At 56.6% G+C, this 21,795-nt stretch carries 21 protein-coding genes; 5 read left to right on the top strand and 16 right to left on the bottom strand.

What is annotated here, in order from left to right; all coding sequences use genetic code 11:
* Positions 1-155: 155 nt before the first annotated feature.
* From crl to gpt, 3 genes are all read right to left on the bottom strand, one after another.
* Complete coding sequence (gene crl / locus INF58_RS19760) at positions 156-557, bottom strand: sigma factor-binding protein Crl (protein WP_063451761.1); 402 nt, start codon at positions 555-557, stop codon at positions 156-158.
* A gap of 56 nt (positions 558-613) precedes the next feature.
* Entirely contained in the window at positions 614-1,858 is a 1,245-nt protein-coding gene (frsA, locus tag INF58_RS19755) for an esterase FrsA (RefSeq protein WP_063869152.1), read from the bottom strand.
* A gap of 104 nt (positions 1,859-1,962) precedes the next feature.
* On the bottom strand, positions 1,963-2,421 hold the full coding sequence (gene gpt, locus INF58_RS19750) for a xanthine phosphoribosyltransferase (RefSeq protein ID WP_003863205.1): 459 nt from the start codon (positions 2,419-2,421) through the stop codon (positions 1,963-1,965).
* Between the two features lie 259 nt (positions 2,422-2,680).
* Here gpt and pepD point away from each other — a divergent pair, with 259 nt between their 5' ends.
* A complete protein-coding gene (pepD, locus tag INF58_RS19745; protein WP_193528354.1) occupies positions 2,681-4,138 on the top strand; it encodes a cytosol nonspecific dipeptidase in 1,458 nt (485 codons plus the stop codon).
* Between the two features lie 55 nt (positions 4,139-4,193).
* Here the strand turns inward: pepD and dinB are convergent, their stop codons facing one another.
* On the bottom strand, positions 4,194-5,252 hold the full coding sequence (dinB, locus tag INF58_RS19740) for a DNA polymerase IV (protein ID WP_063869155.1): 1,059 nt from the start codon (positions 5,250-5,252) through the stop codon (positions 4,194-4,196).
* 160 nt (positions 5,253-5,412) lie between these two features.
* Between dinB and INF58_RS19735 the strand changes: the two genes are divergently transcribed.
* Positions 5,413-6,276 carry a glycerophosphodiester phosphodiesterase family protein gene (locus INF58_RS19735; protein ID WP_193528353.1) on the top strand — a complete coding sequence of 288 codons (864 nt, stop codon included), beginning with the start codon at positions 5,413-5,415 and terminating at the stop codon, positions 6,274-6,276.
* Positions 6,277-6,306: 30 nt separating this feature from the next.
* Here INF58_RS19735 and nqrM read toward each other — a convergent pair whose 3' ends face one another.
* From nqrM to INF58_RS19700, 7 genes are read right to left on the bottom strand one after another with little or no spacing between them, the layout of a single operon-like run.
* Complete coding sequence (gene nqrM / locus INF58_RS19730; protein ID WP_063451766.1) at positions 6,307-6,507, bottom strand: (Na+)-NQR maturation NqrM; 201 nt, start codon at positions 6,505-6,507, stop codon at positions 6,307-6,309.
* A gap of 2 nt (positions 6,508-6,509) precedes the next feature.
* The gene (nqrF, locus tag INF58_RS19725) at positions 6,510-7,733 is read right to left on the bottom strand and encodes an NADH:ubiquinone reductase (Na(+)-transporting) subunit F (protein ID WP_193528352.1); all 1,224 of its coding nucleotides are present in this window, start codon (positions 7,731-7,733) and stop codon (positions 6,510-6,512) included.
* Positions 7,734-7,743: 10 nt separating this feature from the next.
* Positions 7,744-8,340: an NADH:ubiquinone reductase (Na(+)-transporting) subunit E gene (gene nqrE / locus INF58_RS19720; protein ID WP_003863217.1), complete on the bottom strand. Its 597-nt coding sequence runs from the start codon at positions 8,338-8,340 to the stop codon at positions 7,744-7,746.
* A 6-nt stretch (positions 8,341-8,346) separates the two neighbouring features.
* On the bottom strand, positions 8,347-8,985 hold the full coding sequence (locus INF58_RS19715; protein WP_193528351.1) for an NADH:ubiquinone reductase (Na(+)-transporting) subunit D: 639 nt from the start codon (positions 8,983-8,985) through the stop codon (positions 8,347-8,349).
* Positions 8,978-9,772 carry a Na(+)-translocating NADH-quinone reductase subunit C gene (locus INF58_RS19710; protein ID WP_063869161.1) on the bottom strand — a complete coding sequence of 265 codons (795 nt, stop codon included), beginning with the start codon at positions 9,770-9,772 and terminating at the stop codon, positions 8,978-8,980. Before INF58_RS19710 ends, INF58_RS19715 begins: the two co-directional genes overlap by 8 nt.
* Entirely contained in the window at positions 9,765-10,997 is a 1,233-nt protein-coding gene (locus INF58_RS19705; protein WP_193528350.1) for an NADH:ubiquinone reductase (Na(+)-transporting) subunit B, read from the bottom strand. Before INF58_RS19705 ends, INF58_RS19710 begins: the two co-directional genes overlap by 8 nt.
* A 2-nt stretch (positions 10,998-10,999) precedes the next feature.
* Positions 11,000-12,343 carry a Na(+)-translocating NADH-quinone reductase subunit A gene (locus INF58_RS19700; RefSeq protein ID WP_193528349.1) on the bottom strand — a complete coding sequence of 448 codons (1,344 nt, stop codon included), beginning with the start codon at positions 12,341-12,343 and terminating at the stop codon, positions 11,000-11,002.
* A 300-nt stretch (positions 12,344-12,643) separates the two neighbouring features.
* On the opposite strand from INF58_RS19700, the gene dpaA reads away from it, so the two are divergent.
* Complete coding sequence (gene dpaA / locus INF58_RS19695) at positions 12,644-13,384, top strand: peptidoglycan meso-diaminopimelic acid protein amidase (protein ID WP_193528348.1); 741 nt, start codon at positions 12,644-12,646, stop codon at positions 13,382-13,384.
* Here dpaA and INF58_RS19690 read toward each other — a convergent pair.
* Entirely contained in the window at positions 13,355-14,122 is a 768-nt protein-coding gene (locus INF58_RS19690; protein ID WP_193528347.1) for a class II glutamine amidotransferase, read from the bottom strand. The genes dpaA and INF58_RS19690 overlap by 30 nt on opposite strands.
* Before the next feature lie 48 nt (positions 14,123-14,170).
* The gene (gene lpcA, locus INF58_RS19685; RefSeq protein WP_063869169.1) at positions 14,171-14,749 is read right to left on the bottom strand and encodes a D-sedoheptulose 7-phosphate isomerase; all 579 of its coding nucleotides are present in this window, start codon (positions 14,747-14,749) and stop codon (positions 14,171-14,173) included.
* A gap of 239 nt (positions 14,750-14,988) precedes the next feature.
* Here lpcA and fadE point away from each other — a divergent pair, with 239 nt between their 5' ends.
* Together fadE and INF58_RS19675 are read left to right on the top strand one after the other, a co-directional pair.
* Positions 14,989-17,433: an acyl-CoA dehydrogenase FadE gene (gene fadE, locus INF58_RS19680; RefSeq protein ID WP_107534761.1), complete on the top strand. Its 2,445-nt coding sequence runs from the start codon at positions 14,989-14,991 to the stop codon at positions 17,431-17,433.
* Between the two features lie 107 nt (positions 17,434-17,540).
* On the top strand, positions 17,541-18,311 hold the full coding sequence (locus INF58_RS19675) for an amidohydrolase (protein WP_064910632.1): 771 nt from the start codon (positions 17,541-17,543) through the stop codon (positions 18,309-18,311).
* 41 nt (positions 18,312-18,352) lie between these two features.
* On the opposite strand, the gene INF58_RS19670 is transcribed toward INF58_RS19675, so the two are convergent.
* The 3 genes from INF58_RS19670 to INF58_RS19660 are packed head-to-tail and all read right to left on the bottom strand — an operon-like array spanning position 18,353 to position 21,783.
* The gene (locus INF58_RS19670) at positions 18,353-19,954 is read right to left on the bottom strand and encodes a gamma-glutamyltransferase family protein (RefSeq protein WP_193528355.1); all 1,602 of its coding nucleotides are present in this window, start codon (positions 19,952-19,954) and stop codon (positions 18,353-18,355) included.
* Between the two features lie 9 nt (positions 19,955-19,963).
* A complete protein-coding gene (locus tag INF58_RS19665) occupies positions 19,964-20,839 on the bottom strand; it encodes an ABC transporter permease (protein ID WP_193528346.1) in 876 nt (291 codons plus the stop codon).
* 2 nt (positions 20,840-20,841) lie between these two features.
* Positions 20,842-21,783: an ABC transporter permease gene (locus INF58_RS19660; RefSeq protein WP_193528345.1), complete on the bottom strand. Its 942-nt coding sequence runs from the start codon at positions 21,781-21,783 to the stop codon at positions 20,842-20,844.
* Positions 21,784-21,795: the final 12 nt, after the last annotated feature.

Below are 21,795 nucleotides of genomic sequence, written 5' to 3'. Positions count from 1 at the left end.
GTCTCCTCTTCTATGCCAGTTATAACTGTTACCCATGTATCCGGTCTAAAGTGTTACCCATGTTTCCGGTTCATACCCTGTGCTTACCGGGCCTACAGGAAAGTACATCTTGTAGGCCGGGCAAGGCGTAGCCGCCACCCGGCGCGGTGACATCATCAGGCGGTCAGCTTCACCGCTTCGCTGGAAAAATCATCCGCAGGTTCCAGCTTCAGATCCAGGGTGGCCAGCAAATCACGCGCCCTGCCGTGGAACTCTTTAAGCGTGTGTTCCAGGCGGTCAATCACTTCCTGATCCTTGATGGACGTCGCCTGCCAGTACCCGTCTTTATTAAACAGGCCAAACTGATAGCTATAGGTAAAACGGTTTTCCTGTGCTTCCATTTCCATCCACCAGCCCCAGAACTCACGTTTTTCGGGTGCAGGCTTCACGTTGACGCAAACAGCCAGGCAGTCGAAAAAAAAGCGATTCTCTTCACACTGCTCTTCTCGAATATACGGGCCAAGAGCCATGAACTTCTTAATCAGTCTACTTTTCGGGTGTCCACTCGGTAACGTCATTGCGATCTCCTTTTGTGAAGCACTGTTTTACCAAACCAACGAAATTTAGCAAACTATTAACACAATCTCTGCGTGATCCAGCGTGTAATCTCTTTCAGCGCTTTGTCAAAATTCTGGTACACCGGGCTGAAGGGTACCTCCAGCAATTTGCCATCCGAAGATGACGACGTGATTAAGCGTGACTCCTCTTCCGGGCTAAACGGATCGTTCTTCCAGAAGCCGGACATCATCGGGGTTGGGCACCGGCGGCCCAGTAAGCCCTGCGTTTTTAATGAGTACCGATTAAGTTCAATGCGTAACGCTTCATCTGAAGCATCATGCATGCCAAGCCGGCTCGCCAGCACGTCCAGATACATCTCAGGAACGTTACCCTGACGCTCGGGATCGCTTAACAGCGCATGCACCACCGGGCCAAGGCAGGCGACGGCCTTCAGGCGGGAAGATTCAAGGTAGGCCAGCCGAACCGCCACGTTAGCGCCGAAGCGGAAACCAAACGCGCCCACCCGGGTGTGGTCCACCCACGGAATATTCTCCAGCGCTTTTAACGCATGCTGGTGCAGCAGACTGGAATCCTGAGTGAGCTTCCACTTGGATGAAAAACCGATCGAAGGCATATCCAGCGTCAGCATGGCGATCCCGTTTGGTGCGAAGTAGCGCTCATACAGGCTGTAATAATCGATTTGCAACGAATCCAGACCGCCGCACATCAGAACCGTCGGGAACGGGCCTTCGCCTTCCGGCATATGCAGGAACCCGGTTACCGGGCTGCCGCCGGGAATGGTGAACTCAATTTCACGCATCCGGCCAGGCAAACGCTGGGCAGCCTCTTCATAGGCGCGGTTGGCCAGCGCCTGTGCCTGCTCCGCCAGCTCGTCGCCCTTAAGATGTGGGTAAGCAGCGATGCTGTACAGGTTTGCCGCATGCAGCCAGTGCTTGCCGCTGAGCGCCGCGTCCTCTTCCTGGCTCGCTTTCTGCTGCCAGAGCATGGCCTGCTTCGACCATTCGTAGATCCAGTTCCCACCACGGTAGCCCACCACCGTATCGTAGAGATCGCTGTCGGTGCGCTCAGACTCGCTCATCACGATACGCGCCTGTACGTCGAGAATTTCACGCGGATCGATGCCGCGCCAGATCCACATCAGGCGGTTAATCATGCGGTACCAGTGAGGCACGTTCTTACCGTCTAACGCTGACTGGACAGCAGGCATTGTTCCCGGATTAAACCGACGCACCAGCGTCGACGTTTCAGGGTGCTTGAAACGAGGTTTGAAGAGAGTTTCGGTGAGATTCGCCTGCGTCATTGCGTTGCCTCCATGGATACGTCATATGTAGACCATTGTAACGCGTGGCAGGCCAAAAAGAACAACGCCCGGCATAGCCGGGCGTGTAAAGTTACGTACTGAAATTAACGGCCTGAGATAGGCGGTACGAAGACCACGCCCATATCCCATGGCTGTTCAATCCAGGTATCCTGCGGGATATCAATGACGTAATCATCAACCAGTGGGCGGCCCGCTGGCTTCGCGAAGATAGTGACGAAGTGCGCTTTTGGATACATTTCGCGGATGGCTACCGCGGTACCGCCGGTGTCCACCAGATCATCGATAACGATGAAGCCTTCACCGTCGCCTTCCGCGCGTTTCAGCACTTTCAGCTCGCGCTGGTTGTCGTGATCGTAGCTGGAGATACAGACGGTATCGACATGACGAATACCCAGCTCACGTGCCAGCAGCGCCCCCGGTACCAGACCGCCACGGCTGACGGCAATAATGCCTTTCCACTGTTCGGAAGGCATCAGACGCGCAGCCAGTTTGCGTGCGTGAATCTGCAACATGTCCCAGGTGACGACGTATTTTTCGCTCATGTGAAGTGTCCCAGCCTGTTTATATACGGCTTAAAAAAAATGAGGGTGAACCAGGTTGCGCGAGATTATAGAGATCTGACGCACTAAAAACCAGTGTTACGCGCCAACAGCCTGAGTTTTTACATGCTTAATGCTACCAGCCACGGGAGAAAGTGGTATTCTCAGTTGCATCTCGCAAGCCCGTCTTGTGGTAACAATCAACCTGCTAACCCTGTGACCTGCAACATTGTTTTGCAGCGCATCGACAAGGAGACCTATCGTGTCTGAACTGTCTCAATTATCTCCGCAGCCGCTGTGGGATATTTTTGCCAAAATCTGCTCCATTCCGCACCCTTCCTATCACGAAGAACAGCTTGCCGAACATATTATGGGCTGGGCAAAGGAAAAAGGTCTGCACGCCGAGCGTGACCAGGTTGGCAACATTCTTATCCGCAAACCTGCCACCGCAGGTATGGAAAACCGCAAGCCGGTTGTCTTGCAGGCGCACCTGGACATGGTTCCGCAGAAAAACAACGACACCGTTCACGACTTCACCAAAGACCCGATCCAGCCGTATATCGACGGCGAGTGGGTGAAGGCGCGGGGCACAACGCTGGGCGCGGATAACGGTATTGGTATGGCTTCCGCGCTGGCCGTGCTGGCTGACGACAGCGTCGAGCACGGTCCGCTCGAAGTGCTTCTGACCATGACCGAAGAAGCGGGCATGGACGGCGCGTTCGGCCTTCAGGCGAACTGGCTGCAAGCGGACATTCTGATCAACACCGACTCTGAAGAAGAAGGTGAAATCTACATGGGCTGCGCGGGCGGGATCGACTTCATCTCTACCCTGCCGCTGTCCCGCGAGGCGGTTCCTGCCGGCTTCGAAACCTTCAAGCTGACGCTGAAAGGATTGAAAGGCGGCCACTCCGGCGGCGATATTCACCTGGGCCTGGGCAACGCCAACAAACTGCTGGCACGTTTCCTGGCGGGCCACGCGGCTGAGCTGGATCTGCGCCTGGTGGACTTCAACGGCGGTACCCTGCGTAACGCAATCCCTCGCGAAGCCTTCGCGACCGTGGCGGTACCCGCGGCGAAAGCGGACGAGCTGAAAAAACTCGCCAGCGCATATCTGGATATCCTGAAAAACGAGCTGTCTGAGAAAGAGAAAAACCTGACCGTGGTGCTGGAGTCCGTTACGACGGATAAAGCCGCGCTGACCGCGCAGTCTCGTGACACGTTTGTTCAGCTGCTGAACGCGACGCCAAACGGCGTGATCCGTAACTCTGACGTCGCGAAAGGCGTGGTGGAAACCTCTCTGAACGTGGGCGTGGTCACCATGGGCGACGACAGTGCGGAAATCATCTGCCTGATCCGTTCCCTGATCGACAGCGGTAAAGAGTACGTGGTGAGCATGCTGGAATCTCTGGGTACCCTGGCGGGCGCGAAAACGTCTGCCAAAGGCAGCTACCCGGGCTGGCAGCCGGATGCAAGTTCTCCGGTTATGGCACTGGTGCGTGAAACCTATCAGCGCCTGTTCAACAGCACCCCGAACATTCAGGTTATTCACGCAGGTCTGGAGTGTGGTCTGTTCAAAAAACCGTATCCGGACATGGACATGGTTTCCATTGGGCCAACCATCACCGGGCCACACTCGCCGGATGAGCAGGTTCACATTGAAAGCGTTGGGCATTACTGGACGCTGCTGACTGAACTGCTGAAGGCGATCCCTGCGAAGTAATTTGTCGTCTGTTGCCCGGCGGCGCTACGCTTGCCGGGCCTACGATGAGTGCAATCTACAGTCCCAAAACCAGCTGACGCTCCAGCTGCGGATCCAGCAGCGTCACGTGCAGCCCCACCAGCCTCACCCCTCGCCCGCCTCGTCGTTCTTCCCACGCCTTTTTCGCCGTCGCGATAAGATCTTCTTTGTTCAGGCGCGGCCAGACGTGCTCCTGCGTCGTCTGCTGAAAGTCGTTAAACTTCAGCTTGATGCCCTGCCGGGCAATCAGTAAATCAGGTTTCACTTTGATCAGCCGTCGCTCCAGCTCTGGATAGAGCTGTTCCGTAATGATGGTTTCACATGCCGACCAGTCATGAATATCTTCACTTAACGTGCGTTCAACCCCGACCGATTTACGCAACCGTTCGTTGTTTACATCGCGGTCGTCAATGCCCTGACTGCGCTCCCACAGTACGCGGCCAAACTTGCCAAAACGCTTAAGCAGCAGGGCAAGATCGCTTCGCTGGACGTCTTCGCAGGTGCGTAGCCCCATACTTTCCAGCTTCGCGGCGGAGACTTTACCCACGCCGGGGATTTTGCTGAGGGGCAGCGTTTTCAAAAACGCCGGCACCTCTTCCGGAGTGATGACGTACTGGCCGTTGGGCTTATTTAAATCGGAGGCGATTTTGGCGAGAAATTTGACCGGCGCGACGCCCGCCGATGCCGTCAGATTCAGCTCGTTAAAGATAGTCTGGCGGATCTCCTGCGCCATCAGGGTGGCGGAGCCGTGGCAGTGCAGGCTGTCGGTGACGTCCAGATAGGCCTCATCCAGCGACAGGGGTTCAATCAGCGAAGTGTAGCGAGAGAAGATCTCACGAATATGGCTCGACGCTTCTTTGTAGGCTTCAAAGCGCCCCGGCAAAAGGGTGAGGTGCGGGCACAGCTTCAGCGCCATCGCCGTCGGCATGGCGCTGCGCACGCCAAATTTGCGTGCAGGATAGTTCGCGGTGCTGATCACACCGCGCTGAACACGACTGCCGCCAATGGCGATAGGGATGTCCCGCAGCGCGGGGTTGTCACGCATCTCCACTGCGGCAAAAAAACAGTCCATATCGACATGGATTATTTTGCGCATTGATTACACCACACATGTATTTATATACAGTATAACAAAAGGCAAAAAATGCGTCAGCTATTTTCCTTTCTCACGATTGTCATAAATCCATGTTACAAATAACCCAAATAAAGTCTTTATATTCATATATTTAAAGAAAATACATAGAGGGTTATCATTGATGAGGAAAATATTTTCGGTGTCGTTACTGTTTCTGGCGTGTGCGGCATCGGCTCATCCCGAGATCGTTGCTCACCGGGGGGGTACGGCGGATGCCCCTGAAAACACCCTGCCTGCAATTAAGCTCGCGCTCGAAAATAAAGCCGATATCGTCTGGATAACCGTGCAGCTTAGTCGGGATGGCGTGCCGGTTCTGTATCGGCCAGCTGACCTGAAAGCGTTAACCAGCTTGCAGGGAAAAGTATCACAGTTTACCGCTGAAGAACTGGCAAAGGCGGATGCCAGCGTAAAATGGAAAGATAAGGGCCTGGCGAAAGACATGCTGAATACGTCAGTACCTACGCTCAAGTCGGTACTGACGGCCTGGCCAGACACGCGGTTTTTTATTGATATCAAATCTCCGGATGCCGATCCGGCGACAATGGGCAGCAAGCTGCTTAACGTACTGAAAGAGACCAACAGCCTGAATCGTGTTCGCGTTTATTCAACCGAAGATCGCTATATGGCAGCATTGCCTGTCGAAATCCCCCGCTTTGTCACGCGCAGCGAAACCCGTACACGGCTGGCCACAGTGTCATTGAGCCACGAATGCCTGCCGCCTTCCCAAAAAATGGACGATTACTGGTATGGGCTTGAGTTAAACCGAAAAGTAGAGGTGGTAGAGAAATTCACCTTAGGCGAAGGTGTTTCCCCCGCAACGTTAACGTGGGACAAAGAGTCCGTGGACTGCTTCCGCTCTCAGGGCAATGCCCATCTGATTTTTATCGGCGTGAACTCTGAAGAGGATTACCAGAAGGCGAAAACACTGGGTGCCGAAGGGGTTCTTGTAGGCTCACCAGCTAAAGCCAAAAGCTGGGCAAAATAAATGATAAAGGCCGCACGAAGCGGCCTTTTTTTAGATGATCCTCTGCTGGTCCCGGGCCATTCGTTTTTTCCGCGCATCGCACGGTTCCGGACAGTCGCAAACTTTTTCCATTCCGATGGAAGAGATGCCTCCACAGCTGCCCTGAATGCTTTTACGCTTGATGATCCAGCCTAAAGACATCCCGAATATCACCAGCACAAACACTGCAAAGGTCGCCAGAAAGGTCAACATAATCAGCCTCCGAAATCATCGAGCATGATGTTCTCATCTTCCACGCCCAGATCTTTGAGCATCTTAATCACGGCGGCGTTCATCATTGGCGGACCACACATATAGAACTCGCAGTCTTCCGGTGCCGAATGCTGTTTGAGGTAGTTTTCATACAGCACGTTGTGGATGAAGCCCGTGTAGCCTGTCCAGTTATCTTCCGGCTGCGGATCGGATAGCGCCACGTGGAAGGTAAAGTTAGGGTTATCACGCGCCAACTGTTCAAACTCATCGTCATAGAACATTTCGCGCAGCGAGCGCGCGCCGTACCAGAAGCTGATCTTGCGCTTGCTGCCAAGTCGTTTGAGCTGGTCAAAAATATGCGAACGCATCGGCGCCATACCCGCGCCGCCGCCGATAAAGACCATTTCCGCATCGGTATCTTTAGCGAAAAACTCCCCAAACGGACCGGAAATCGTCACCTTATCGCCAGGCTTGAGGGACCAGATATACGACGACATCACGCCCGGCGGGGCATCGGGCACATTCGGCGGCGGCGTGGCGATACGCACGTTGAGCATAATGATCCCCTTCTCTTCCGGGTAGTTAGCCATGGAATAGGCGCGTAGCGCGGGCTCTTTTACCTCGGAAACAAAGCGGAAGAGATTAAACTTATCCCAGTCGGCCCGGTACTCATCCGGCACGTCGAAGTCCGCATACGCTACGGTATGTGCCGGACACTCAATCTGGATATAACCACCCGCACGAAACGGGACGCTCTCCCCTTCGGGAACGCGCAGCTTGAGCTCTTTAATGAACGTAGCTTTGTTATCGTTAGAGATAACTTCGCACTCCCATTTTTTCACGCCGAAGATCTCCTCCGGCAGCTCAATCTTCATGTTCTGGCGCACCGCGACCTGACACGCCAGACGGCAGCCCTCTTTCGCTTCACGCTTCGTGATATGCGACAGTTCCGTTGGCAGAATATCACCGCCACCCTCTTTCACCGTCACGCGGCACTGCCCGCATGAGCCGCCTCCACCGCAGGCTGACGAGACAAAAATCCCGTTGCCCGAGAGCGTATTAAGCAGCTTATCCCCTGCCGGAGTGCGGATCTGGTTTTGTGGATCGTCATTGATATCAATGATCACATCCCCGGAATTAACCAGCTTTGCGCGCGCCGCCAGAATCAGCCCTGACAGCACCAGTACTATCAGCGTGAACATCACCACGCCAAGAATAATTTCCATCTGTTAGCCCTTATAGCTGCACACCGGAGAAGGACATAAAGCCCAGCGCCATCAGGCCGGTGGTGATAAAGGTGATCCCTAGGCCACGAAGTCCCGCAGGCACGTTGGCATATTTCATTTTTTCACGGATCCCCGCCATGGTGACAATCGCCAGCATCCAGCCGATACCGGAGCCGAAGCCATACACAACCGATTCACTGAAGTTGTAATCGCGCTGAACCATAAATGAAACACCGCCAAAAATGGCGCAGTTCACGGCGATCAGCGGCAGGAAAATCCCCAGCGCGTTGTACAGCGACGGGAAATACTTATCGAGGATCATCTCGAGGATTTGCACCAGCGCCGCAATCACTCCGATAAAGGTGATGAAGTTCAGGAAGCTGAGATCAACGCCCTCCACCAGCGCGCCATCGCGCAGCACGAAGTTGAACACCAGGTTGTTAATCGGAACGGAAAGCCCCAGCACAACGGTGACCGCCACGCCCAGGCCAAATGCCGTCGAGACCTTTTTAGAAACGGCAAGGAACGTACACATGCCCAGGAAGAACGCGAGCGCCATGTTTTCAACAAACACCGCGCGCACAAATAAACTCAGGTAATGAGCCATTGTCGGTTACTCCTTTTCCTGCTGTTCAGGCTTCAACGTACGAATCAGCCAGATCAGCAAACCGATAATGAAAAATGCGCTTGGGGCCAGCAGGAACAGGCCGTTCGGCAGATACCAGCCGCCGTTCTGTACCGTATCCAGCACCGGAATGCCGAACAGCTTGCCGCTGCCAATAAGCTCGCGCAGGAAACCGACCGTCAGCAGGATCACGCCGTAACCCAGCCCGTTGCCGATACCGTCCATAAAGCTTGCCAGAGGCGGCATTTTCATCGCATAGGCTTCAGCACGCCCCATCACGATGCAGTTGGTGATAATCAGGCCGACAAACACCGAAAGCTGCTTCGAGGTTTCATAAGCAAAGGCGCGCAGGAGCTGATCGACCACAATCACCAGCGAGGCAATGATCGCCATCTGGACGATGATCCTCACGCTATTGGGAATATGGTGGCGAATCATTGAGATAAACATGCTGGAGAACGCCGTCACCAGCGTTACCGCCAGCGTCATCACCACCGCCGTTTCCAGCTTGGTGGTCACCGCCAGAGCCGAGCACACGCCCAGCACCTGAAGCGTTATCGGGTTATTGGCTAACAGTGGGCCAATCAGCACCTTTTTAACTTCTTTCAGTTCACACGTATCAGCCATTGTTCAGCGCTCCTTCACGTACGTTCTTCAGGAAGGGACCAAAGCCCAGTTCACCCATCCAGAAATCAAAGCTGTGCTGCACCCCGTTAGAGGTGAGCGTGGCGCCGGAAAGACCGTCAACGGCGAACTCATCGCCGGGACGTGCGCCCCCTTTCACCACCTTGAGCGCAGGCTGGCCGTTGTCGTCGAGCACTTTTTTACCGACAAACTGCGCGCGCCAGTTAGGGTTTTCAACCTCGCCCCCCAGCCCCGGCGTTTCGCCCTGATCGTAATAAGTAATGCCTTTGACCGTGCGGCCATCGGTATCCAGCGCCACAAAGGCGTACATCATTGACCACAAGCCGTTGCCGTAGATGGGCAACACGATTTCCTGTATGCGCTTTTGCTCGTCACGAACGAGGTATATCTCCGCGACATTGCTGCGGCGCTTAATGCCAGCCGGATCCTGCGAGGCGTCAAGCACGGTGCTCATCTGCGGATCCTTTAACGCCAGCGCCTGGTTATATTTCGCCGGGTCTTTATCCATCAGTTCGCCGGTTTTTAAATCCACCAGCCGGGCGGTAATGCGTTCGGCAAATACGGCCGCGACGTCATCCTTCGTCATGCCTTCCTGCATCAGCCCGGCTACGGCCAGGATGTTACGCTGTTTATCCAGCGCGCGTTGTTCCTGCTGTAGCGGTTTCAACCCTACGGCAGAGCCCGCCACGACAATGGAGCAGACCAGGCACAGTACCAGCACCACCAGCAGCGTTTTGCTGATGCTGTCGTTATTTTTGATTTCAGCCACGCGCCTTCCTCCGCTTAATGTTGGCGCGCACGACCAGGTAGTCGAACAGCGGCGCAAACAGATTGGCAAACAGAATGGCCAACATCATCCCTTCCGGATAGGCCGGGTTGACCACGCGAATCAGTACGCACATCACCCCAATGAGCGCGCCGTAACACCATTTACCCCTGTCGGTAAACGAAGCCGAGACGGGATCGGTGGCCATGAACATCATGCCAAACGCAAAGCCTCCCAGCACGAGGTGCCAGTACCACGGCATGGAGAACATCGGGTTAGTGTCTGAACCAATGAAATTGAACAGCGTGGCGGTGAGTACCATCCCGAGCATGACGCCTGCGACAATGCGCCAGGAGGCCACGCGGCCAAAGAGGATGATGGCCCCGCCGATCACGATCATCAGGGTAGACACTTCACCGATAGAGCCCGGAATATTGCCGATAAACGCATCAAACCAGGTGACAGGCTGGCCGGTGGCATTATTGACCAGCGTTTCGCCGCCTGCCGCCCACTGTGAAAGTGGCGTTGCGCCCGAGAATCCGTCCGCAGCCGTCCACACCAGGTCGCCAGAGATTTGCGCCGGGTAGGCAAAGAACAGGAATGCGCGCCCCGCCAGCGCCGGGTTGAGGAAGTTACGTCCGGTCCCGCCGAAGATCTCCTTGGCAATGACCACGCCAAAGCTGATCCCCATCGCCGCCTGCCAGAGCGGTAGCGTGGGCGGAACAATCAGCGCAAACAGAATAGAGGTAACAAAGAAACCTTCGTTGATCTCATGCTTGCGGATTATGGCGAACAGCACTTCCCAGAAACCGCCCACGATAAAGACGGTCATATAGATCGGCAGGAAGAAGACGGCGCCCAGCGTCATCATGCTGACCCAGCCGGCATCTGCCGCAAAGCTTACGCCAAGAGACTGCGCCAGACGGTAGTGCCAGTCAGACTGAATCACCTGCGCCAGCTGCTCTGCATCGTACATATGGTGCAGCGCCGGGATCGTCTGCAATCCAACGTTATACATCCCCCAGAACATCGCCGGGAAGACCGCAAACCAGACCAGAATCATCATTCGCTTGAGGTCGATAGCGTCGCGAACGTGCGCCGCGCCTTTCGTCACCAGCCCAGGGGTGTAGAAAATAGTCGTTGTCGCTTCATACAGCGGGTAGTACTTCTTCAGCTTACCCTCGGTAAAATGCGGCTCAATTTTTTCGAAGAGGTGTTTTAAGCCCATGGTTATCCTTCCTGCTCAATGCGGGTTAACACCTCGCGCAACACGGGTCCGTATTCGTATTTACCTGGACACACATAGGTACACAGCGCCAGATCTTCTTCGTCCAGCTCCAGGCAGCCCAGCGCCTGGGCACCGTCGGTATCGCCGGCCAGGAGATCGCGCAGCAGCACGGTAGGCAGAATATCCAGCGGCATAACGCGTTCGTAGTTGCCAATCGGGACCATGGCGCGCTCGCCGCCGTTCGTGCTGGTGGAGAAGTTAAACAGCTTATGACGCAGGAAGTGGCCCAGCGTGGTGCGGGTCACGGAGAATTTTTCCGCGCCAGGCAGCACCCAGCCGAACAGCTCTTTCTCGCGCCCTTCAAGCACTACGCTCACCTGAAGATGGAAACGCCCCAGCCAGGCCTTCGGGCCTGTCGCGTGCCTGCCGCTTAGCACCGAACCGGAAATAATGCGGTTTTCGCCCTCTTTCGTTTCGCCAGCCAGCAGCGCAGTTAAATCTGATCCAAGCAGCGTGCGAACCAGACGCGGCTGGGTTGCCTGAGGGCCACCGATGGCAATAATGCGTTCCGCGCACAGCTCACCCGTGGTGAACAGCTTACCGATAGCAATAACGTCCTGGTAATTGAGATGCCAGACCTGTTTCGTCAGGCTCACCGGCTCCAGGAAGTGAATATGCGTTCCCACCAGCCCGGCCGGGTGCGGGCCGGCAAATTCATTAAAAGCGACCTGCCCCTGCGGATGCCCGCCCAGCTTGCCGCCGCTGGCCTGGCAGACATGCACTTTGCCCGGCGTCAGGCGCGTTAACACGGTGAGACCGGCATCGAAAGCTTTTCGTTCGGCCAGGATAATAGGCTGCGGATCCGCGCTGAGCGGGTTGGTGTCGATGGCCGTGACGAAGATAGCGGCGGGTACGGTGCCTGGCACGGGCGTTTTGCTAAAGGGACGCGTGCGAAGCGCCGTCCACAGACCGGACTCCAGCAGTTGCGTCTGCACCGCGTCGTGGCTGAGGGTAGCGAGATCGGCGGCGTCAAAACGCGCAAACTCGCGTTTTTCGTCACCTTCAATTTGAATAACGACCGATTGCAGGACGCGACGCTCACCACGATGGATGGCCACGACGGTGCCGCTGGCAGGGGCTGTAAACATAACGCCAGGATTTTTTTTATCCTCGAAAAGAGCCTGGCCTTTTATTACGCGATCGCCTTCCTGTACCAGCATCGCAGGACGCATGCCCACGTAATCATCACCCACAAGAGCGACATGGTGAATACTGGCGCCGGTTGTTACGTGCTGTTCAGGCACGCCAGAGATTGGCAGATCGAGTCCTTTTCTGATTCTAAACATGTGGTTAGCAGGTATCCATGAACAACAATCCAGAGTGGCCGGAGTGTACCATTTCCCGCCCCTGCAAGGGCAGCAAATCCGCCGTCTGGCGCGCCGAAATGCGAGCTATTGCGCAAAGTTCCTGGAGTCACGGCAATTTGAATGGGTTATAAAGTAAAACTAATTTGTAAACGCAAAGGTTGGCTCTTGCGAAAATCTCCATCGGTGCTAATGTGAGCGCTCCTGTCCAGATTAGTCTGATTTCGGGTGTCTTTTGCCGTTCTGGCAAGTTGGTCATTGTTTTATCAAGGAACCAGTAGTATGCGTAAAATCGCATTGTTCATTGCGATGCTTCTGATACCGTGCATGTCGTTTGCCGGGCTGCTCAGCAGTAACAGTTCAACGACGCCGGTCAGCAAAGAATATAAACAGCAGTTGATGGGGTCCCCGGTTTATATTCAAATCTTCAAGGAAGAGCGCACACTCGATCTGTTTGTCAAAATGGGCGAGACGTATCAGCTGCTCGATAGCTACAAAATTTGTAACTACTCTGGCGGGCTGGGGCCAAAACAGCGTCAGGGCGACTTCAAAAGTCCGGAAGGGTTTTATAACGTTCAGCGTAACCAGCTAAAACCGGACAGCCGCTTCTATAAAGCGATTAACATCGGTTTCCCTAATGCCTTCGACCGCGCTCACGGTTACGAGGGTAAATACCTGATGATCCACGGCGCCTGCGTGTCTGTCGGCTGTTATGCGATGACGGATTCCGGCATTGATGAGATTTTCCAGTTTGTCACCGGCGCTCTGGTCTTTGGTCAGCCGAATGTTCAGGTCAGCATTTATCCGTTCCGTATGACGGATGCCAACATGGCGCGCCATAAGTACTCTGTGTACACGGACTTCTGGAAACAGCTAAAACCGGGCTATGACTACTTCGAGCAGACCCATAAGCCGCCGGTGGTATCCATCGTCAATGGCCGTTACGTGGTGAGTAAACCGCTCAGCTACGAAGTGGTTCAGCCGCAGCTTGCGTCAAATTACGCGGTCCCCGAGGCAAAATAGCACCCACTCGCCTGGCATGATCTTTTGCCAGGTTTCGTTGCCCGTCAGCGGCTGCGTTGCAATGACGGTGACCACATCGTTCGGTGTGGTCTCCTTCTGAAAATCAATTTCCACATCCTGATCGAGCAACGTGGCGACGCCAAACGGCGCGCGGCGCGTGATCCAGAAAAGATTCGTGGAGCAAAACGCCATCACGTAACGCCCGTCTGACAGCAGCATATTGAAAACGCCTTTTTCACGCAATTCCGTCGCCAGCGTCGCGATGTATTTGAATACGGCGGCCATATTGCCGGGCGTGCGCGGATAACGTTCCGTTAGCTTATGCAGCAGCCAGCAGAAGGCCTTCTCGCTGTCCGTTTCGCCCACCGGACGGAAGTTGCCCGTTTCCAGAGATTTATAGCCCGTAAGCTGCCCGTTGTGCGCGTAGGTCCAGTTACGGCCCCACAGCTCGCGGGTAAAGGGATGGGTATTTTCCAGCGCCACTTCGCCGCGGTTTGCCTGGCGAATATGTGCGATCACCGAACAGGATTTAATGGGATAGTCCTGCACCAGTTTGGCAATCGGTGAGTTAAAGCTGGGCTGTGGGTCTTTGAACGTGCGACATCCTTTGCCTTCGTAGAAGGTAATGCCCCAGCCGTCTTTATGCGGCCCGGTTCCTCCACCGCGCTGAACCAGCCCGGTGAAGCTAAAGCAGATATCGGTTGGCACATTGGCGCTCATCCCGAGCAGTTCGCACATAGATTACCTCCACAACAGCGGGGGGCACCGGCGCCCCCCAGCGAAGCCTTACTTAACCATCTCTTTTTCGATTAACTGAATCAGGATATGGATCACTTTGATGTGAATTTCCTGAATGCGGTCGGCATAACCGAAGTGTGGAACACGGATTTCAACGTCCGCCGTACCGTCCATCTTACCGCCATCTTTCCCGGTCAGGGTGATCACCTTCATGCCTTTCTCACGCGCCGCGTCAATCGCTTTGATCACGTTAGCGGAGTTACCGGACGTGGAGATCCCCAGCAGCACGTCGCCTTCGCGGCCTACCGCTTCAACGTAGCGGGAGAAGATGTGGTCGTAACCGAAGTCATTGCCTACGCAGGAGATGTGGCTGACGTCGGAAATCGCAATCGCCGGGTAGCCCGGACGGTTTTCGCGATAGCGTCCGGTCAGCTCTTCAGCAAAGTGCATGGCGTCGCAGTGGGAGCCGCCGTTACCGCACGAAAGCACTTTGCCACCGGCTTTGAAGCTGTCGGCCAGCAGGACCGCCGCGCGCTGAATAGCGTGAATATTGGCATCATCTTTCAGAAAGTTCGCCAGCGTTTCCGCCGCTTCGTTCAGTTCGTTACGAATAAGATCCTGGTACATGAGGATAATCCTTCAGTATTGATGAAATAACACAGTGGAGTGTACCGGATAGCGCTAAAAGCGAGAAGCTAAAGCCATGCGAATCGTCCGGCGTTTTGATTTTTTGTGCCGGCTAAAACGCGAACAATGTGAACCAGGTTGTAATTATTTTGTAAACACATTGCTAAAGGAAATGACATCAACTACAACCATATCATCACAAGTGGTCAGACCTCCTACAAGCAAGGGAGCTTTTCTTTATGATGATTTTGAGCATTCTCGCAACCGTTGTTCTGCTCGGCGTGTTGTTCTATCACCGCGTCAGTTTATTCCTGAGCAGCCTGATTCTTCTGGCCTGGACGGCTGCACTTGGCGTCGCTGGCCTGTGGAATATCTGGGTCCTCGTCCCGCTGGCTATTATTTTGCTGCCGTTCAACCTGACGCCGATGCGTAAGTCGATGATCTCCGCGCCGGTGTTTAAGGGCTTCCGTAAAGTGATGCCGCCGATGTCGCGTACGGAGAAAGAAGCGATTGATGCCGGCACCACCTGGTGGGAAGGCGATCTGTTCCAGGGCAACCCGGACTGGAAAAAGCTGCACAACTATCCGCAGCCGCGTCTGACCGCCGAAGAACAGGCCTTTATTGATGGCCCGGTGGAAGAAGCGTGCCGCATGGCAAATGACTTTGCGATCACCCATGAAATGGCGGACCTGCCGCCGGAGCTGTGGGCGTACCTGAAAGAGCATCGCTTCTTCGCGATGATCATCAAAAAAGAGTACGGCGGCCTGGAATTCTCCGCTTACGCTCAGGCTCGCGTCCTGCAAAAGCTGGCGGGCGTTTCCGGGATCCTGGCGATCACCGTTGGCGTACCAAACTCCTTAGGCCCGGGCGAGCTGTTGCAGCATTACGGTACGGAAGAGCAGAAAGATCACTACCTGCCGCGTCTGGCGCGCGGTCAGGAAATCCCGTGCTTCGCGCTGACCAGCCCGGAAGCCGGTTCTGATGCTGGCGCAATCCCGGATACCGGCGTGGTCTGCATGGGCGAATGGCAGGGCCAGCAGGTGCTGGGCATGCGCCTGACCTGGAACAAACGCTATATCACCCTGGCGCCTATCGCCACCGTGCTGGGCCTGGCCTTTAAGCTCTCCGACCCGGAAAAACTGCTGGGCGGTGAAGAAGATCTGGGCATTACCTGTGCGCTGATCCCAACCTCGACGCCGGGCGTGGAAATTGGCCGTCGTCACTTCCCGCTGAACGTGCCGTTCCAGAACGGTCCGACCCGCGGCCAGGATATCTTCGTGCCGATTGACTACATCATCGGCGGTCCGAAAATGGCCGGTCAGGGCTGGCGCATGCTGGTGGAATGTCTGTCGGTGGGTCGAGGTATTACCCTGCCGTCGAACTCAACCGGCGGCCTGAAGTCCGTCGCGATGGGAATTGGCGCTTATGCCCACATTCGCCGTCAGTTCAAAATCTCCATCGGCAAGATGGAAGGCATCGAAGAGCCGCTGGCGCGTATCGCGGGCAACGCTTACGTCATGGACGCCGCAGCCTCGCTGATTACTTACGGCATTATGCTGGGCGAAAAACCTGCCGTGCTGTCGGCGATTGTGAAGTACCACTGTACCCACCGCGCACAGCAGTCAATTATTGATGCAATGGATATCGCTGGCGGTAAAGGCATTATGCTGGGCGAAGGCAACTTCCTGGCGCGCGGCTATCAGGGCGCACCGATTGCCATCACCGTGGAAGGGGCAAACATCCTGACCCGCAGCATGATGATCTTCGGCCAGGGGGCGATCCGCTGCCATCCTTACGTGCTGGAAGAGATGGCCGCCGCGCAGAATAACGACGTGGATGCCTTCGACAAGCTGCTGTTCAAACATATCGGTCACGTCGGCAGCAATGAAGTTCGCAGCTTCTGGCTCGGCCTGACGCGCGGGCTGACCAGCGCGACGCCGACCCGCGATGCAACCAAACGTTACTACCAGCACCTGAACCGTCTGAGCGCTAACCTGGCGCTGCTGTCTGACGTCTCCATGGCCGTTCTGGGCGGAAGCCTGAAGCGTCGCGAGCGCATCTCCGCCCGTCTGGGTGATGTGCTGAGCCAGATTTTCCTGGCCTCTGCGGTGCTGAAACGCTACGACGATGAAGGCCGTCAGGAAGCGGATCTGCCGCTGGTGCACTGGGGCGTACAGGATGCGCTGTATCAGGCCGAACAGGCAATTGACGATCTGCTGGCAAACTTCCCGAACCGCTTTGTGGCCGGCGCCCTGCGCGTGGCGATCTTCCCGACCGGACGTCATTATCTGGCGCCGTCCGACAAGCTGGATCACAAAGTGGCGAAGATCCTCCAGGTACCGAGCGCAACCCGTTCCCGTATCGGCCGCGGTCAATACCTGGCGCCTACCCCGCATAACCCGGTAGGTTTGCTGGAAGAGGCGCTGCTGGACGTCATGGCCGCCGACCCGATTCATCAGAAAATCTGTAAACAGCTGGGCAAAAACCTGCCGTTTACACGACTGGACGAGCTGGCAAAACAGGCGCTGGCGGGTGGCATCATCGACAACAGCGAAGCCGCGCTTCTGGTGAAAGCCGAAGAGAGCCGTCTGCGCAGTATTAATGTGGATGATTTCGAACCAGAAGAGCTGGCGACGCAGCCGGTAAAGCTGCCGGAGAAGCACCGCAAACCTGAAGCGGCATAAGGCATCCCGCTCCCACAAACCCCGCCCCGCGCGGGGTTTTTTATTGCCACATTTTCTCGTAATGACGTGCTACAGTGTCAAAAGGTATTTTTTTAGGAGCCTGTATCGTGCCTGGTTTAAAGATTTCTGTTTTGCAGCAACCTTTAGTGTGGATGGACGGCCCCGCCAACCTTCGCCATTTTGATCGCCAGCTGGAAGAGATAACCGGACGCGACGTGATTGTTCTGCCGGAGATGTTCACCACAGGTTTCGCGATGGAGGCGGCAACACAGTCTATGCCGCAGGACGAGGTGGTGTCCTGGATGCACGCCAGGGCGCAGGAAACCAACGCGCTGATTGCCGGAAGCGTCGCGCTCCAGACCGGGCGCGGAGCGGTTAACCGCTTCCTGCTCGTCGAGCCGGAAGGGAACGTCCACTTCTACGATAAGCGCCACCTGTTCCGCATGGCGGATGAACATCAGCATTATGAAGCCGGCAACGAACGCGTGGTATTTGAATGGCGCGGCTGGCGTATTCTGCCGCTGGTCTGTTATGACCTGCGCTTCCCGGTGTGGTCACGCAACCGCAACGATTACGATCTGGCGCTGTATGTCGCCAACTGGCCCGCCCCACGCTCCCTGCACTGGCAGGCTCTACTGACAGCGCGCGCGATTGAAAACCAGGCGTACGTCGTTGGCTGTAACCGCGTAGGAACGGACGGCAACGGGCATCACTATCGCGGTGACAGCCGGGTGATCAGTCCACAGGGCGAGATTATTGCCACCGCCGAGCCGCATCAGGCGACACGAATTGATGCTGAGATTTCGTTAACGGCGTTAAGGGAGTATCGGGAGAAGTTTCCGGCGTGGCAGGACGCGGATCCGTTTAGCATTGGCTGAATAAAAGCCGGGTGGCGGCTGCGCCTTACCCGGCCTACAAATCAGCTCACCAACGCCTGCCCGTCTTTGCGGCTCTCCGTCGCAGCCACGTAGTGCCCTTCCGGCATACGGTAAATCACCTGCGCGCCGCCAAAATTGTAATCCTGGAGCGGATCTTCCACCACGATCTGGTGTCCGCGCTCGCGCAGCGCCGCGATGGTATTGCGATCGAAGGTCGATTCAACAATCACTTCCCTGCCCTGCACCACGCGCCAGCGCGGGGCATCAATCGCCGCCTGCGGGTTTTGCCCGTGCAGCATAATGCGCAACGCCATCTGCATGTGCCCCTGCGCCTGCATCGGGCCACCCATCACGCCGAAGGACATCAGCGGCTTGCCGTTACCGTCCATCGCAAAACCCGGGATGATGGTGTGGAAAGGACGCTTGCTGCCCGCCAGCGCGTTCGGGTGGTTGGGATCGAGCACAAAGCCGCAGCCGCGGTTTTGCAGGCTAATTCCGGTATCCGGCACCACAATGCCTGAACCGAAGCCCATAAAGTTGGACTGAATAAACGAAACCATCATCCCGCTGGCGTCCGCGGTGCTGATGTAGACCGTGCCGCTCTGCGTCGGCGATCCGTACACAAAATCAGAGGCTTTATCGTGGTCGATAAGCGCGGCGCGCGACTTCAGATAATGGTCGCTCAGCAGCGCTTTGGCGGCGAACTCCATATGCTCTTCATCCGCAACGTAGCGATCGAGATCCGCCAGCGCCAGCTTCATTGCCTCAATGGAGAGGTGCAGCCCCTGCACGGAGTCCGGGTGATGTTTCTCGATGCCGCACTGCTCCAGAATGCCGAGCGCAATCAGGGTGGCGATCCCCTGACCGTTTGGCGGCAACTCCTGCACCGACCCGCCCGCGAAGTCGCGCGACAGCAGTTCTACCCAGTCCACGCGATGGTTTGCCAGATCTTCAGCCGTCAGGTGTGCACCGTGTGCTTTGGCAAAGGCGGCAATTTTCTGCGCCAGTTCGCCACGGTAAAACGCGTCGCCGTTGGTTTTGGCGATCAGCTCCAGCGTGTTCGCCTGCGCCGGATTACGGAAAATCTCGCCCACGCGCGGCGCGCGGCCTTCCGGCGCGAAGCAGGCGCTAAAGCCCGGCTGATCTTTCAGCTTGTTATAACCGCGCTGCCACAGGTGCCCGATGAGCGGAGAGACGGGAAAACCGTTACGCGCATACTCAATGGCCGGCTGCGCCAGGGTGGTGAGCGGCAATGTGCCAAAACGTTCAGCCAGCGCTACCCAGCCCGATACCGCCCCCGGTACGGTTACCGCGTCCCAGCCGATTTCCGGTACGGCGGTTTTTCCGACAAACAGATCCGCATGCCAGCTGGCCGGCGAACGACCGGACGCATTCAGGCCGTGAAGTTTTTCACCGTCCCAGACAATGGCAAAAGCATCGCTGCCGATGCCGTTGCCGGTCGGCTCGACAACGGTCAGCGCCATGGCGGTGGCAACCGCCGCATCAACGGCGTTTCCGCCCAGCTGTAGCATCTTCATTCCCGCCTGTGCCGCCAGCGGCTGCGAGGTGGCAACGGCGTTGTGGCCCATCATCGGCGGGCGTCGTGAATCGTAACCGGTTGTAAAATCGAGCGCTTTGGTCATCATGACTCCTTAGTCGTGGCGCGGATCGAGCGCATCGCGCAGCCCGTCGCCGAGTAAATTAAAGCCCTGAACGGCAAGGAAAATCGCCACGCCGGGGAAAACGGACATCCACGGCGTCTGCTCCAGAAACCCTTTGGCGGTGTTGAGCATGGAGCCCCAGGATGGGTTCGGCGGCTGTTGCCCTAACCCTAAAAACGAGAGGCTGGCTTCGGCGATAATCGCCGAGGCAATGGCCAGCGTGGCCTGTACCAGAATCGGTGACATCACGTTAGGCAGAACGTATTTGATAATGATCCAGCGGTCCGGCAGGCCAATCGCCCGCGCGCCGTCGATGTACTCTTCGTTGCGAATGGCGATCACCTGGCCGCGCGTCAGGCGGGCGAAGATCGGCATCGCCGAGAGCCCAATGGCAATCATGGCATTCGTCAGGCTTGGGCCTAAAAACGCCCCCAGAGCGATCGCCATGATCAGGAATGGACAGGCCAGCAGTGCCTCGATAAAGCGGGAGATCACCCCGTCCCACATCTTCTGGAAATACCCCGCCACCAGCCCCAGCGGCACGCCGATGACCACCGCGATCGCCACCGACATACAGCCCGCCATCAGCGAGGTTCTCGCTCCCCAGATAATGCGGGACACGATATCGCGCCCCAGCTCGTCGGTGCCGAACCAGTACATCGCCGAGGGCGCTTTGCGCACCGCGAGGAAGTTAGCCTTTACCGGGTCAAACGGCGCGATCCACGGTGCCAGCAGCGCCACCAGCACAAAAAAGCCCACCACAATCGCGCCAACCACCGCACTTTTATTGGCGAGGAATTTTTTCAGCACCCGGTTTTGCGCGCGCGGCAGCGCGGGCGCTACGGTTTGCGTCGTCAGTTCCGCCATGATTAACCTCGCATTTTCGGGTTGATAAGGACGTAGAGCACGTCAGCCAGCAGGTTGAGCATCAGGAAACCGATCGCCACGATCAGCACTACGCCCTGCACCACCGCGTAATCGCGGTTGAACACCGAGTCGACGATCATTTTGCCGAAGCCCGGAATGGTGAAGACCTGCTCGGTCAGCACCGCCCCGCCCAGCAACTCGCCGAACAGCAGCGTGGTGAGGGTGATCACCGGCACCAGCGCGTTGCGAAAGGCGTGCTTCAGGACCACCGCTTTCGGCAGCAACCCCTTAGCGCGCGCGGTGCGGATGTAATCCGCTTTCAGCACCGCAATCATCGACGCACGGGTATGGCGCATCAGCGTTGCCGCCAGGCCGGTTCCGAGCACGGACGCGGGCAGCAACAATGTCCGCAGGTTCTGGATCGGATCTTCACTGAACGGCACATAACCGGACGCAGGCAGCCATTGCAGGTTTACTGAAAAGACCAGAATCAGCAGGATCCCCAGCCAGAAGTGCGGTATTGAGATCCCCGAGATCGCCACAAAATTCGCCCCGTGATCGACCCAGCTGTTTTTGTTCACCGCCGCGAGGATCCCCATGCTGATACCAAACACCAGCGCGATAACCATCGCCAGCAGCGACAGCTCCAGCGTGACCGGCAGCTTGCTGGCAATCAGCTGCGTGACTGGCTCATGAGTGCGTAAGGAGGCACCCAGATCGCCTTGCAGCGCGCGCGTCAGCCAGTTGAAATACTGCACGGGGATCGGCGCGTCCAGATTCAGCTCAGCACGCAGCTGGGCGATCACCGCCGGATCGCGCTCCTCCCCGGCCATGGCGATCAGCGGGTCGCCGGGCAGCAGCTTTTGCAGGCCGAACACCATCATGCTCACCAGCAGCAGAGTGGGAATAGCCAGCAGCAGACGTTTGCAAATCAGTTCCAGCATGGGTTCTCCTCA

Origin of the sequence: Enterobacter cloacae complex sp. P24RS, assembly GCF_014982165.1 — a bacterium.
GTDB classification, from domain to species: Bacteria; Pseudomonadota; Gammaproteobacteria; order Enterobacterales; family Enterobacteriaceae; genus Enterobacter; species Enterobacter quasihormaechei.
The sequence above is the reverse complement of the archived record's forward strand: the minus strand, read 5'-3'. Positions and strand labels throughout refer to the sequence as shown.

Coding starts and splice junctions, on each gene's coding strand:
- dinB (WP_063869155.1), bottom strand. CDS start 5,252: ATGCGCAAAATAATCCATGTCGATATGGACTGTTTTTTTGCCGCAGTG.
- INF58_RS19660 (WP_193528345.1), bottom strand. CDS start 21,783: ATGCTGGAACTGATTTGCAAACGTCTGCTGCTGGCTATTCCCACTCTG.
- lpcA (WP_063869169.1), bottom strand. CDS start 14,749: ATGTACCAGGATCTTATTCGTAACGAACTGAACGAAGCGGCGGAAACG.
- INF58_RS19670 (WP_193528355.1), bottom strand. CDS start 19,954: ATGACCAAAGCGCTCGATTTTACAACCGGTTACGATTCACGACGCCCG.
- INF58_RS19715 (WP_193528351.1), bottom strand. CDS start 8,985: ATGGCTGATACGTGTGAACTGAAAGAAGTTAAAAAGGTGCTGATTGGC.
- frsA (WP_063869152.1), bottom strand. CDS start 1,858: ATGACGCAGGCGAATCTCACCGAAACTCTCTTCAAACCTCGTTTCAAG.
- fadE (WP_107534761.1), top strand. CDS start 14,989: ATGATGATTTTGAGCATTCTCGCAACCGTTGTTCTGCTCGGCGTGTTG.
- INF58_RS19735 (WP_193528353.1), top strand. CDS start 5,413: ATGAGGAAAATATTTTCGGTGTCGTTACTGTTTCTGGCGTGTGCGGCA.
- INF58_RS19705 (WP_193528350.1), bottom strand. CDS start 10,997: ATGGGCTTAAAACACCTCTTCGAAAAAATTGAGCCGCATTTTACCGAG.
- INF58_RS19690 (WP_193528347.1), bottom strand. CDS start 14,122: ATGTGCGAACTGCTCGGGATGAGCGCCAATGTGCCAACCGATATCTGC.
- nqrM (WP_063451766.1), bottom strand. CDS start 6,507: ATGTTGACCTTTCTGGCGACCTTTGCAGTGTTTGTGCTGGTGATATTC.
- gpt (WP_003863205.1), bottom strand. CDS start 2,421: ATGAGCGAAAAATACGTCGTCACCTGGGACATGTTGCAGATTCACGCA.
- nqrF (WP_193528352.1), bottom strand. CDS start 7,733: ATGGAAATTATTCTTGGCGTGGTGATGTTCACGCTGATAGTACTGGTG.
- INF58_RS19665 (WP_193528346.1), bottom strand. CDS start 20,839: ATGGCGGAACTGACGACGCAAACCGTAGCGCCCGCGCTGCCGCGCGCG.
- dpaA (WP_193528348.1), top strand. CDS start 12,644: ATGCGTAAAATCGCATTGTTCATTGCGATGCTTCTGATACCGTGCATG.
- nqrE (WP_003863217.1), bottom strand. CDS start 8,340: ATGGCTCATTACCTGAGTTTATTTGTGCGCGCGGTGTTTGTTGAAAAC.
- INF58_RS19700 (WP_193528349.1), bottom strand. CDS start 12,343: ATGTTTAGAATCAGAAAAGGACTCGATCTGCCAATCTCTGGCGTGCCT.
- crl (WP_063451761.1), bottom strand. CDS start 557: ATGACGTTACCGAGTGGACACCCGAAAAGTAGACTGATTAAGAAGTTC.